Here is a 12,864-nt window from a genome sequence, read left to right as displayed (position 1 = left end):
CTACGTTGGGCACCGTGGACAAGAAGAACGCCTTGCGCGCCGGCGCCGTAGCGGCCGGTACGACGCTGATGATGCTGCTCATGTCGTCCCCCGCGCTTGCGCTCACCCCGGACGACGGCGACGACCCGGGTCCGGGCCTGAGCGTGGCCGAGACCCTCGGCCTGTACGTGGCGGCGCCGCTCGTCCTTTTCGCGGTGATCGCCGGTCTGGTGATGGTGCTCGACAAGTCCAAGAAGCAGAGCTGACCCAGGACTGATCCGGTCCGAAGGCGCCCGGTGTGCGACGCACCCGGGCGCCTTCGCCGTGCCCGGACACCCGCACATCGTTCAGATTTGCTTCAAAGAACCGTCGAAAACTTTCGATGGACCTGATGTTTCTCCGCGTGTGACCGTTGGCCCACATGCCGGCGAGGCCCGTTGAGGGCGGAGGAGACACAGGATGACCGTGACGCCAGAGGTTCGGACAGGAGCGGACGCGCACGACCGGAAGAGGCCGTCGGACGGCGGCGTCCGTCACGAGAGGGCGGCCAGGTGGGGGCGCGGCGCCATGGGGCCCGGCCTGCTGCTCGCCGCGGTCGCGACCGTCGTCTGGTCGGGGAGTTTCGTCACGTCCCGCGCTCTGCACGACTCCGTTCCTCCGGTCCAGGCGGCGTTCTGGCGCTGGGTCGTCGCGATCGCCGCCGTCGCCCCGTTCGCCCTGCGGCAGACCTGGCGGCAGCGGGCGCTCGTCCGCCGTCACCTCGGATTCCTGATCGCCGCCGCACTCCTCGGCGTCACCGTCTACAACACCCTCGTCAACCAGGCCGGGCTCACCACCTCCGCGGCCAACATGGGCATGATCATGGCCGCGTCGCCCGTCCTGATGGCGCTGTACGAGCGGCTGTCGGGCACCCGGCTCGGAGCCCGCCGCGTGGTCGGGACGGCCGTCGCCTGCTGCGGTGTCCTGCTGCTCGTCGGCGACGGGTCGCTGTCGTTCCGGTTCGCCCCGGGCGATCTGTGGATGTTCGCCGCGGCGCTCAGCTTCGCCTCGTACAGCGCCCTGCTGCGTCGCCGTCCGGACGGACTCGGCGGACCGGTGCTGCTGTTCACCACGTTCGTGCTCGGTGCCGTGATGCTGCTGCCGGCGCATCTGGTCAGCGTCGCCGTGCAGGGCGGCTTCGAGCCGGCGGTCGGCACCGTCGGTCCGCTCGTCTACGTCGGCGTCTTCTCCTCGGCCGTCGCCTTCTTCGCATGGAACAGGGCGATCGCCCTCATCGGGGCGGCCAGGGCCGGAGTCGTCTACTACCTGCAACCGGTGTGTGTGGCGCTGCTCTCCTACGCGCTGCTGGGCGAGACGATGGGGAGCGCGCAGGTCGTGTGCATGGCGCTGATCCTCGGCGGGGTGGCCCTCGCCGCCGCCGGAAGGCCCGCCCGATAGCGTGCGGCGCATGATCGAGTGGGACATCAAGAAGCTCCGGATCCTGCGCGCCCTCGGCGAGCACGGGACCGTGACGGCCACCGCGGAGGCGCTGTCGATGACCCCCTCGGCCGTTTCGCAGCAGCTGTCGAACCTGGCCAGGCAGCTCGGCGTGCCGCTGCTGGAGGCGCAGGGACGGCGGGTGCGGCTCACCGACGCGGCGCATCTGGTGCTGCGGCACGCGGAGGCGGTGTTCGCACAGCTGGAGGGGGCGGAGGCGGAGCTGGCCGACTACCTGCGGGGCGAGGTCGGGGTGGTGCGGGTCGGGGCGTTCTCGACGGCCGTGCCGGCTCTGGTCGTCCCGGCGGTGCGGCGGCTGCGGACCGGCCACCCGGGCCTCGACATCCGGATCAGGGAGGCGGAGGCGTCCGCGGCGTACGAACTCCTCTCCTGTGGCCGGGTCGACCTGGCCCTGTCCCTCGCGGCGCACGCGCCCACGGCCCGCGACCCGCGGTTCGCCCTGGTGCCGCTGCTCGCCGATCCGTTGGACGTGGCACTGCCGGCCGGTCATCCGCTTGCCCGGTCCGAGGATCTGCGGCTGGCGGACCTGTCCGGCGAGCCGTGGATCTTCGGCGGCAGCGGCCCGTGGTCCGAGATCACGCTCGCGGCGTGCGAGGCGGCGGGCTTCGTGCCGGAACAGGCGCACTCCGCGGCCGGCTGGCGGGCGATCCTGGCGATGGTCGAGGCGGGGATGGGCGTGGCGCTGGTGCCCCGGATGGCGGCCGAGCGGCGGGACGGCGTGCTGATGCGCCCCCTCGGGACGGACCGGCCCCGCCGCCATGTGCTGGCGGCGGTCCGGCGCGGCTCCGAATCGGCACCGGGAGTGGCCCGGGTTCTGGACGCCCTGCGGGAGGTGGCGTCACAGCGGACGGCGGTGACGCCGGACCCGCTCCCTGATCAGGCCTGATCCGAAGACCCGGCCTGATCCGGACGGAACGGCCTAGGCGGAACGCTGGGCCGGCACCTGCCTGCGGACGGACCGTGCGTCCTCGGCGAGAAGCCCCCACCACCAGGAGACCGCGGGAATGTCCAGCGGCTCGGTACTGTCGTCGGTCGGGACGTCGGTGAACACCGACGGCATGCTCGCCGGGTCGTCCGGCGTCGTGTAGCGGACCGAGCTGATGCCCCAGTCCTGGGCGCCGCGTATGAAGCAGCGCAGGCTGTGGAGGTACTGCCGCAGCTGGGGGCTGCCCTGCTCGGCCAGCTGCTCGCTCACGGTCGTGAACAGGCACATCACCCGGTCCCGCTGCGAGATCGCCACGTCCAGCGCCTGGGCGGGGGTCAGGCCGCGTTCGTGCTCGAGCACGCGCAGGGCGTTGAGGTAGTACCCGGAGCCCCTGCGCTCCTTGTGGTACGAGAAGATGTCGTTGTCCCAGGTGATGATGAACGACGCCATCTCGGCCACGGCCCGTACCGCGGTCCGGTCCCGTTCGTGCGGCTGGAGTTCGTAGCCGTGGCCCATCTCCAGCATCGGGAGCACCACGGACGTCGCGCCGTCGTAGAGGCGCATCAGGGTGTAGTCGTTGAGGTCCGGGACCGTGCCCGCGCGCCGGTGGGCGGCCTCCCACACGACGGAGAAGAAGTACTCACGCAGCGCGTCGACCCACCGGGCCGTCTGGCCGGCCGTGCCGAAGCGGTCCACGCGCATCCGCAGGTCCCGCAGGCCGGCCGCCAGCGGATCGTCCTGCATCATCGGGGCCTCGGGGTTCTGCGCCACGCGGATCAGGCGGTGCAGGAGCCCGGCCAGGTCGCCCGGCCGGTGGCCGAGCTCCCCCTCCTCGCAGTGGCCGTCGTCGACGCCGAAGAGCCAGAGGATGAAGTCCGCGAGCAGCGACACGACCTCTTCGCGGCCTTCGGGGAGGATGCGTGCGGAGAACGTACCGATGTCCTGGGTGACGAGTTTGCCGCGCAGTTCCTCTGATCCGATGCGGAAGGTTTCCGCCCACGCCGCAGTCTGGACGTCGATGTCGGCGTGCTTCGGATGGATCGCTTGTCGGATCGGAGAGAAGAGCGGCGGAACGGTCAGCTCGGGCTCCACTGCGGCCTGCCTCTCGATGCGGGGGTGCAGTGCGTCAACTTCGACGAAAAACGCGCAACTTGCACCCCTCAATGATCAACTAAGACGCATCGTACTCAGCCAGAGTGGCCGATCCAACAGGACGATGTCCATACAAACCGGCCACTCGGGCACTTTTGATGGCCGGAACGGAACAGCTACTTCCGCACTGAAGCCCGCGCGGACGCCGTCAGGACGCCTCCTGCGACATGGCAAGGGTCTGGAGATAGCGCATCAGCGTCATCAGGACGTCCCGGCTGGAGCTGCGCATGCGCGCGTCGCAGAGGACGATCGGCACGGCGTCCGGCAGGTCCAGCGCGGCGCGCAGCTCGTCGACCGAGTGATCGGGCGCGTCCGGGAAGGAGTTGACGGCGACAACGAACGGCACGCCGCGTTCCTCGAGCCGCCCGATGACGTCGAAGCTGACCTCGAGCCGCCGGGTGTCGACGAGCACGACGGCGCCGAGCGCGCCCTCGAACAGGCCGCGCCACAGGAACCAGAAGCGCTCCTGGCCCGGGGTGCCGAACAGGTACAGCACCAGCTCCTCGTTGATGCTGATCCGGCCGAAGTCCATCGCGACGGTCGTGGAGGTCTTGCGCTCCACTCCCTGGGTGTCGTCGACGCCGACCCCGGCCTGCGTCATCGTCTCCTCGGTCGTCAGCGGCCGGATCTCGCTCACCGAGCCGACCAGGGTCGTCTTGCCGACGCCGAAACCACCCACGATGACCACCTTGACGGCGGCCGTGGCCGTCTCAGGCAGCACGTCCTCGCTCCGCGGCCCGATGGCCTGCTCAGAGCTTTTGAAGTCCATCGATCACTGCCTCAATCAAAGCGCGGTCGGGGAGACGGGCGGCCCGGACGGGTGCGCGTGCCAGCACCTTGTCCTCGGCCAGAAGATCGCTGAGCAGCACGGTCACGACGCTCACCGGGAGGCTCAGATAGGCGGAGATCTCGGCCACCGAGAGCGGTGCGTGACAGAGCCGGATGATCGCTGCGTGCTCCGGCTGCATGCCGGGTTTGGGACCCGACCTGGCCACGATCAGGGTGACCAGGTCGAGCGCGGTGGGCGCGGACGAGCCGCTGCGGCCGCCCGTGATGACGTAGAGCCGCTCGGGACTGGTCTCTTCCCAGTCCCCGCCCGCGTCGCTCACGCGGTCTGTCCTTCATGCCGCGGCGGCGTGCTCAGGTGCTCTCCGATCCGCAGCACGAGGTCCCGCATCCGCTGGCCCATCAGCCCGGCGTCGACGCCTTCGTCGGCCAGTACCGCGAGATACGCGCCTGCGCCGGCCGCCATCAGATAGAAGAAGCCGCCGTCCATCTCGATGACGACCAGGCGCATCTGGCCGTCACCGTGCGGTAGTTCGGACGCGACGGCGGCCGCCAGACTCTGCAGTCCCGCGCAGGCGGCCGCCAGGCGGTCGGCGGTGTCGGTGTCCGCGCCGTACTGGGCCATGCGCAGACCGTCGGCGGACAGGACGACGACGTTGCGCGTCTGCGGGACGCCCTCCGCCAGGTCCTTGAGCATCCAGTCCATGTTGGTCTGGTTGGACTGCCGCTGAATCATGGCTGCTCGTTCCCCTTGCTTGGCTGGGTGGTGTCACCGGACAGGCCGCTCTGGAACGCGGCCAGCCACATGCCGGGCTGCACCGCCGGTGCGGACTCCGTCTCCGAGGCGGCCGAGGGTGCACCGCCGTCGGGCGCCGTCGGGCCGGCGGACTCGCGGGGCGCGGCCGGCGCGGCCGGTGCGGGCACGGTCGCGCGTGCCTTGCGGCGGCGCTGGGGCAGACCGGTGGGGGTCCGCTCTGTCACCACCGGCAGGTCGTCCGCGGGCGGGGCGGCCGACAGCGCGGCCGTCGGCCCGCCGGCCGGCCTGGGAAGCCGTTCCTGGGTCTCCGAGCCGGCCGGGCGCGGACCGGAGGAGGCGCCGATACCGTGCGCGAGGCCGGTCGCGGACGAGGCGGTGGTGATGAGGTCCTGCGGTACGACGAGGACGGCGCGGACACCGCCGTACGCGGACGAGCGCAGCGAGACCTGGAAGCCGTAGGCCTGGGAGAGGCGGCCCACGACCGCCAGGCCGAGGCGGGGCGTCTCACCGAGGTCGTTGACGTCGATCCCCTGCTGGGCCTGGCGGAGCATGCGCTCGGCCCGCAGCCGGGCCTCCTCGCTCATGCTGACGCCGCCGTCCTCGATCTCGACGGCGATGCCCGACTGCACGTCCACCGCGGTCAGGTGGACCTTGGTGTGCGGCGGCGAGTAGCGGGTGGCGTTGTCGAGGAGCTCGGACAGCGCGTGGATCAGCGGCTCGACGGCGGTGCCGACGACGGCGACCTCGGAGACCGAGTGCAGCTCGACCCGCTGGTAGTCGATGATCCGCGACATCGCGCCACGCATGACGCTGTACAGAGGTACGGCCCTGCTCCACTGGCGGCCCGGGCGGGCGCCGCCGAGCACGGCGATGGAGTCGGCGAGGCGGCCGATCAGGGCCGTGCCGTGGTCGATGCGCAGGAGGTCGCCGAAGACGCTGGGGGTCTGACCGTGCCGGTCCTCCATCTCCCGCAGTTCCTGCGCCTGCTGGTGGACGATCGCCTGCACGCGGCGGGCGATGTTCACGAAGGCGCGCTGGGCGGACTCGCGCAGGTCCTCCTCGGCGCTGACCGCGCCGACGACCGAGCGGAGCACCGCCTGGTGCTCGGCCGACGCGTCGAGCGAGGCCAGCACGTCCTCGGGGAACTCGCCCTTGCGGAGCCGTTCCACCACCTCGGGCAGCAGCTCGCCGGCGAGCCGGGTGGTCTCGGCGGCCTGTCGCGCGAGGGCGGCGTCCTGCGCCGCGACCGTGTGCCGCAGCTGGGCCACGAGTCTGCCGCGCCGCATCACCTCCGCGCAGGCGGTGGCGACCGCGACGACCGCGACGACGCAGATCACGACCACGGGGGTGCGGGCCGAAGCGGAGACCAGGGACACGGCCGCGATCGCGGCCGCAACGGTCGCGGCTACGGGCAGCTGCCAGACAAGGCTGGCCGGGGGCCGCGGACTTCCGGTCGACGTTCCCTGTCGAACCATCAGCATCCTCAGAATCGAACGTGGAAGATCATATGACGACGGGCGGGAGCATATCCCGCTTGCGCTAGATCGTTTGACGGTGGGTCATTCCACTGTCGTGATGTATACGGCCGAAATGGCAAACGGGCGCGCCGAGTTCACTCGAAAATGTTTGAACGGTGTGTCTTCTCGTCGATGTTGGTATGGCGGTGTCACCCGGCCGGGCCGCCGGCCGGGTTGTGCGGCGAGCTCCGCGCGCCGCCCCTGTGCTTCGAGCTCCGGCGCGGGACCGGGTGCGCGCGCCGGGCAGCCCGTGCCGCCCGCCGGCGGACGGACCCCGCGCCCGGATACGCCAAGGGCGCCCAGGGACGACCGTGAGTGGTCCCTGGGCGCCCTCCGGCGGGTCAGCCGGTGGCCGCCGCCGCGTCCGCCGCCTGGGCCTTCAGCGCGCGCTCGACGCCGGCGCGCGACTCGGAGACCAGCCGGCGCAGTGCCGCGTTCGGCTCGGCGGAGGAGAGCCACTCGTCCGTCGCGCCCAGCGTCTCCTCGGAGACGAGCAGCGACGGGTAGAGGCCGATCGCGACCTGCTGCGCCATCTCGTGGCTGCGCGACTCCCACACGTCCTTGACCGCCGCGAAGTACCTCTCCGCGTACGGAGCGAGCAGCTCACGCTGGTCCGTCTGGACGAAGCCGGAGATCACCGCCTCCTGGACGGCGTTGGGCAGCTTGTCCGACTCGACGACCGAGGCCCAGGCCTCCGCCTTCGCCTCCGGGGTCGGCCGCGCCGCCCGCGCGGTCGCCGCGTGGCGCTCGCCGGCCGCGGTCTTGTCCCGCTCGTACTCGCCGGCGATGTCGTCCTCGTCGAAGACGCCGGTCGCGGCGAGCCGCTCCACGAAGGCCCACCGCAGCTCGGTGTCGACGGCCAGGCCCTCGATCGTCTCCGTGCCGTCGAGCAGCGCCTGGAGCAGGTCGAGCTGCTGCGGGGTGCGCGCGGTCGCGGCGAACGCCCGCGCCCACGCCAGCTGGTGGTCGCTGCCCGGCTCCGCCGCCCGCAGGTGCGCGAGCGTGGCGTCCGTCCACCGGGTCAGGCCGGTCTCACGCCAGGCGGGCGCCGCGTACAGGTCGACGGCGAGCTTGACCTGGCGGTGCAGGGACTGGACCACGCCGATGTCGGACTCCTTGCCGATCCCGGACAGCACCAGCGACAGGTAGTCGCGGGCGGCCAGTTCGCCGTCGCGGGTCATGTCCCAGGCGGAGGCCCAGCACAGCGCGCGCGGCAGGGACTCGGTGAAGTCGCCCAGGTGCTCCGTGACGTTGCGCAGGGACTCCTCGTCGAGGCGGACCTTCGCGTACGAAAGGTCGTCGTCATTGAGCAGGACGACGGCCGGGCGCGCCTTCCCCACCAGCGACGGGACCTCGGTCAGCCCGCCGTCGACGTCGAGCTCGACCCGCTCGCGGCGCACCAGCTTGCCCGCGTCGTCCAGGTCGTACAGGCCGATCGCGATGCGGTGCGGGCGCAGCGTCGGCTCGCCCTTCGCCCCGGTCGGCAGCGCCGGGGCCTCCTGCCGCACGGCGAAGGAGGTGATGACACCCGAGTCGTCCGTGCCGATCTCCGGGCGCAGGACGTTGATGCCGGCCGTCTCCAGCCACGCCTTCGACCAGGTCTTCAGGTCGCGGCCGCTGGTCTCCTCCAGCGCGCCGAGCAGGTCGGACAGACGGGTGTTGCCGAACGCGTGCGTCTTGAAGTACGCCTGCACGCCGCGGAAGAACTCGTCCATGCCGACATAGGCGACCAGCTGCTTGAGAACCGACGCGCCCTTGGCGTACGTGATGCCGTCGAAGTTCACGAGAACGTCATCGAGGTCGCGGATCTCGGCCATGATCGGATGGGTCGACGGCAGCTGGTCCTGCCGGTAGGCCCACGTCTTCATGGAGTTCGCGAACGTGGTCCACGAGTGCGGCCACCTCGAACCCGGCGCCGAGGCCTGGCAGGCGATCGACGTGTAGGTGGCGAACGACTCGTTCAGCCACAGGTCGTTCCACCACTCCATGGTGACGAGGTCGCCGAACCACATGTGGGCGAGCTCGTGCAGGATCGTCTCCGCCCGCACCTCGTACGCCGCGTCCGTCACCTTCGAACGGAAGACGTACTGGTCGCGGATGGTGACGGCGCCCGCGTTCTCCATCGCGCCCGCGTTGAACTCCGGCACGAACAGCTGGTCGTACTTGGCGAACGGGTAGGCGTAGTCGAACTTCTCCTGGAACCAGTCGAAGCCCTGACGGGTGACGTCGAAGATCGCGTCCGCGTCCAGGTACTCGGCCAGCGACGGCCGGCAGTAGATGCCGAGCGGCACCGACTGCCCGTCTTTCTCGTACGAGCTGTGCACACTGTGGTACGGGCCGGCGATCAGCGCCGTGATGTACGTGGAGATGCGCGGCGTCGGCTCGAAGCGCCACACGGTGTCCTCGTGCGTGGCCCCCTCCGCCTGCTGCCGCGGCGAGTTCGAGATCACCGTCCAGCCCTCGGGCGCCTTCACGGTGAACCGGAACGTCGCCTTGAGGTCCGGCTGCTCGAAGCTCGCGAAGACGCGCCGCGCGTCCGGCACCTCGAACTGCGTGTAGAGGTACGCCTGCTCGTCCACCGGGTCGACGAACCGGTGGAGGCCCTCGCCGGTGTTGGTGTACGAGCAGTCGGCGACGACCTTCAGCTCGTTGTCGCCCTCACGCAGATGCTTCAGCGTGATCCGCGAGTCGCGGAAGACCGCGGCCACGTCGAGCGACTTGCCGTTCAGCACCACGTCGTGCACGGCGGGTGCGACCAGGTCGATGAACGTCTGCGCGTTCGCGTCGGCGGACGCGAAACGCACGGTGGTCTCGGACCGGTAGGTCCCGCCCTCCTGCGCCCCGGAGAGATCGAGGTCGATCTCGTACGAGTCAACGGTGAGCAGACGCGCACGCTGCTGCGCCTCTTCACGGGTCAGGTTTGTGCCAGGCACCCGGTCATCTCCTCGGTATGCGATGTTTGCGCTCATCCTTCCACGCGACGGTCGCCCTTCGCCCAGGAGAATCGGCCCGGTGACGGGCGGCGCCGCGCGCGGTGTCAGCCGCCGGCGGTGATCCGCCAGCGGCCGCCGCCACGCACCTGGATCGGGCCCGGCCCGATCTCGTGCCGGCCGGGGCCGGTGGCGATCCTCCGGTCCGGCGCGAAGTGCTTGTCCAGCAGCCACAGTTCGACCGGGCGGTCCTCACCGCACTCGACACGGACCTCGCCGGGGCGGCCCGTGTAGCGGACGATGTCGTACCCGTGGCCCTCGATCGACTCGGCGAACGGCCGCGGTCCGTCCGTCCCTGTCAGACCCAGCGTCCAGCCCATGCCCTCGCAACGGACGGTGACGTACGCGGGCACGCCCGGCTCGCCGGGGACCGGGCCGCGCGCGGGACGGCTGCCGGCCGCCTCCAGCACCGGTGCCGGAGCCATGGCGTCGGCGGCCCCCGCCTCGACCCGGTAGTACGGGGCACGCCCCGCGCTGCCCGTCAGGGAGACGACGGACGCGCCGCCCCGGTGCACCAGCACGTCCGTGCCCTTGCCGCGGACGCCTTCCGCCAGTGGCCGGGCCGACTCCAGCGGCAGCAGCCGCAGGACCCATCGCGCCACGGACCGGATACGTACCCGGGTGCCGGCCCGGCCGTCGGTGAACAGCAGCACCCGTCCGCGCATGCCGTCCCGGTGCGGGAACAGCAGCGCGCGCTCCTCCCCGTACTCGTCGGTCTCTGTCGCCTCGTAGAAGCGTGATGTCAGGCCCGCGACCAGGTGGTACTCGAGGATCACCGGTGAGCCCGGAAGCGGGTTGACGATCTCCACCGGGGCGCCGGAGCGCCGGCCGCTGCCGTACTCGGCGAGCACGGGCGCACCGGACGCGGCGTTCAGCGACCAGAAGGCGCGGCCGCGGACCTGGAGCAGCGCGGGGCCGGGCAGTCGTACGACCCCCGCCGCGGTGCCGCCGGCGGCCTCGGGGGCGGGGGCGGGTCGGGGCGTCATCGGGTCCTCGCCGGGGAAGACGGCACCGAGCGAGAACGCGGCGTCGGCTCCGTCGGTGGCGTCGACGCGGTAGTGCAGGTCGTCGGCGGGGCCGTCGTAGCGCAGGACGTCGAGGTCGTGGCCGTGGGCATGGCCCGTGAACGGCTCGGCGTGCGAGACGGGCATCAGCTTCACCGCCCACCTGCGGCTCGCCCGTATGCCGAGGCGCAGCGGCCGGCCCTCCGGCACGTGTACGAGGAACCGGGCCCTGCTCCGGGTCCGGTCACCGCGCCACAGCTCCTCGCCCCGGTCGCCGGTCTCCCCGAGCAGCTTGACCTGCACCCGCCCGTTGTCGTCCTCGAGCTCCACCTGCAACAGCGCGGCCCCCGCCGGCACGGTCCGGGGCACGGCGAAGGTCTTGTGCGCATGGCCTTTGAGGACGAAGGGCACGAAGTCGGGACCGAAGCCGCCGTCGGCCCCGCCGTCCGGCGGCGCCGTCCGCGCCGGCCCGGGGTGTGGTGAGGGCAGGGCGGGGCCGCGGGCGCCGTTCGGGGGCGGGCCCGTGTCCGCGACCTCGACACCGAAGTCCGTCGCAAGGCCGTGCAGTCCCGTCGTCCAGCCCTGGCCCACCGCCCGGAACTTCCACCCGCCCCGGTGCCGGTAGAACTCGCCCAGCACGAACGCCGTCTCCGTCGTCGCGTCGTCGACACCGAAGTACGCGACCGGCGCGCCCGTCATCGTCGTCACCCGGATGTCCAGACCCGGCACCCGGCCGAAGGGGCCGCCGTCCGCCGACGCCGCGACGACCACGCGATCGACCCCGGGCTCGACTCCGGCGAGGTCCAGCCACAGCCAGTCCGCCAAGAGCGGTCCGCCGTCGTCCGGCGCCGTGCCCAGGTGGCGTACCGCGCCGCTCGGGTGGTGCGGCCGGCCGGCGAGGACGAGGTCGGCGTCACCCCGCACCCTGCCGTCCGCGGCGACGAGCAGTGCCGAGACGTCCACGACGGGAGCGCCGGGGGCCCTGCCCCGGCACACGGCGATCTGGAGCGGCTCGACCGGCGCGGGCACGTTGGCGCCCTTGACCATGCGTGTCATGCCCGGCAGCCTGCCATGTCACGCACAAGGGGGCGATCACCTTCCGGTGATCGCCCCCGAGGCACTGATCGAGTGGGTCAGCCGCGCAGCTCGTCCGCGACCAGCTCCGCGATCTGCACCGCGTTCAGCGCGGCGCCCTTGCGCAGGTTGTCGCCTGAGACGAACAGCGACAGGCCGTTTTCGACGGTCTCGTCCACGCGGATGCGGCCGACGTACGAGGCGTCCTTGCCCGCCGCCTGGAGCGGCGTGGGGATCTCGGAGAGCTCGACGCCCGGGGCGTCCTTCAGCAGCTCGTAGGCACGCTCGACACCGAGCTTGTCGGCGAACCGGGCGTTGACCTGGAGCGAGTGCCCGGAGAAGACCGGGACGCGCACGCAGGTGCCCGAGACCTTGAGCTCGGGGATCTCGAGGATCTTGCGGGACTCGTTGCGGAGCTTCTGCTCCTCGTCGGTCTCGTGGGAGCCGTCGTCGACGAGGTTGCCCGCCAGCGGGATCACGTTGAAGGCGATGGTGCGCTTGTAGACGCCGGGCTCGGGGAAGGCGACCGCCTCACCGTCGTGGGTGAGCTCCTTCGCACGGTCCGCGGCCGCTCTGACCTGGTCGTCCAGCTCGGCGACGCCCGCGAGGCCGGAGCCGGAGACCGCCTGGTAGGTGGTGGCGACCAGCGAGATCAGCCCGGCCTCCTGGTGCAGCGGCTTGAGGACCGGCATGGCGGCCATCGTGGTGCAGTTCGGGTTGGCGATGATCCCCTTGGGGCGGTCCTTGACCGCGTGCGGGTTGACCTCGGAGACCACGAGCGGCACCTCGGGGTCACGGCGCCAGGCGGAGGAGTTGTCGATCACGACGACGCCCTGACCGGCCACCTTCTCGGCGAGCGCCCTCGAGGTCGCGCCGCCGGCCGAGAACAGGGCGATGTCGAGGCCCGTGAAGTCGGCGGTGGAGGCGTCCTCGACCGTGATCTCCCGGCCTTCCCATTCGATCGTGGAGCCCGCGGACCGGGCCGAGGCGAAGAGCCGCAGCTCGTCGACCGGGAACTTCCGCTCGGCGAGGATCTTGCGCATGACCGTGCCGACCTGCCCGGTGGCTCCGACGATTCCGACCTTCACGGGGACTCCTCCGTACGTACTTGCGGCCCTGATGCCGTTCCATGATGCGTATGTCCGGGTCCGCCTTGTCCAATCGATTGTCCGAGTGGCGGGAC

Annotated in this window: 11 protein-coding genes; 3 read left to right on the top strand and 8 right to left on the bottom strand. The window is 71.6% G+C overall.

The window, feature by feature from the left end; translation table 11 throughout:
* Nucleotides 1–14 precede the first annotated feature (14 nt).
* From ACTMTU_RS09545 to ACTMTU_RS09535, 3 genes are all read left to right on the top strand, one after another.
* Nucleotides 15–245 carry a hypothetical protein gene (locus ACTMTU_RS09545; protein ID WP_159691996.1) on the top strand — a complete coding sequence of 77 codons (231 nt, stop codon included), beginning with the start codon at nucleotides 15–17 and terminating at the stop codon, nucleotides 243–245.
* A gap of 193 nt (nucleotides 246–438) precedes the next feature.
* Complete coding sequence (locus ACTMTU_RS09540) at nucleotides 439–1,416, top strand: DMT family transporter (RefSeq protein ID WP_441263030.1); 978 nt, start codon at nucleotides 439–441, stop codon at nucleotides 1,414–1,416.
* Between the two features lie 10 nt (nucleotides 1,417–1,426).
* A complete protein-coding gene (locus tag ACTMTU_RS09535) occupies nucleotides 1,427–2,362 on the top strand; it encodes a LysR family transcriptional regulator (RefSeq protein ID WP_441263029.1) in 936 nt (311 codons plus the stop codon).
* A gap of 33 nt (nucleotides 2,363–2,395) precedes the next feature.
* On the opposite strand, the gene ACTMTU_RS09530 is transcribed toward ACTMTU_RS09535, so the two are convergent.
* The 8 genes from ACTMTU_RS09530 to ACTMTU_RS09495 form a co-directional block, all read right to left on the bottom strand.
* A complete protein-coding gene (locus ACTMTU_RS09530; RefSeq protein WP_441263028.1) occupies nucleotides 2,396–3,493 on the bottom strand; it encodes a selina-4(15),7(11)-diene synthase in 1,098 nt (365 codons plus the stop codon).
* 208 nt (nucleotides 3,494–3,701) lie between these two features.
* Nucleotides 3,702–4,322, bottom strand: coding sequence for a GTP-binding protein (locus tag ACTMTU_RS09525; protein ID WP_441263027.1), 621 nt, complete (start codon nucleotides 4,320–4,322; stop codon nucleotides 3,702–3,704).
* Nucleotides 4,303–4,662: a DUF742 domain-containing protein gene (locus ACTMTU_RS09520; protein ID WP_189467830.1), complete on the bottom strand. Its 360-nt coding sequence runs from the start codon at nucleotides 4,660–4,662 to the stop codon at nucleotides 4,303–4,305. The genes ACTMTU_RS09525 and ACTMTU_RS09520 overlap by 20 nt, the downstream gene beginning before the upstream one ends.
* Complete coding sequence (locus ACTMTU_RS09515; RefSeq protein WP_189467833.1) at nucleotides 4,659–5,075, bottom strand: roadblock/LC7 domain-containing protein; 417 nt, start codon at nucleotides 5,073–5,075, stop codon at nucleotides 4,659–4,661. Before ACTMTU_RS09515 ends, ACTMTU_RS09520 begins: the two co-directional genes overlap by 4 nt.
* Entirely contained in the window at nucleotides 5,072–6,571 is a 1,500-nt protein-coding gene (locus ACTMTU_RS09510; protein ID WP_441263172.1) for an ATP-binding protein, read from the bottom strand. Before ACTMTU_RS09510 ends, ACTMTU_RS09515 begins: the two co-directional genes overlap by 4 nt.
* Nucleotides 6,572–6,954: 383 nt before the next feature.
* On the bottom strand, nucleotides 6,955–9,546 hold the full coding sequence (gene pepN, locus ACTMTU_RS09505) for an aminopeptidase N (protein ID WP_441263026.1): 2,592 nt from the start codon (nucleotides 9,544–9,546) through the stop codon (nucleotides 6,955–6,957).
* 104 nt (nucleotides 9,547–9,650) lie between these two features.
* Nucleotides 9,651–11,663, bottom strand: coding sequence for a TerD family protein (locus ACTMTU_RS09500; RefSeq protein ID WP_441263025.1), 2,013 nt, complete (start codon nucleotides 11,661–11,663; stop codon nucleotides 9,651–9,653).
* 77 nt (nucleotides 11,664–11,740) lie between these two features.
* Nucleotides 11,741–12,769 (bottom strand): aspartate-semialdehyde dehydrogenase, encoded by a 1,029-nt coding sequence (locus ACTMTU_RS09495; protein WP_441263024.1) that lies wholly within the window; start codon nucleotides 12,767–12,769, stop codon nucleotides 11,741–11,743.
* Between the last annotated feature and the right edge of the window lie 95 nt (nucleotides 12,770–12,864).

It is taken from the genome of Streptomyces sp. OZ13 (assembly GCF_052068155.1).
GTDB lineage: Bacteria > Actinomycetota > Actinomycetes > Streptomycetales > Streptomycetaceae > Streptomyces.
The sequence above is the reverse complement of the archived record's forward strand: the minus strand, read 5'-3'. Positions and strand labels throughout refer to the sequence as shown.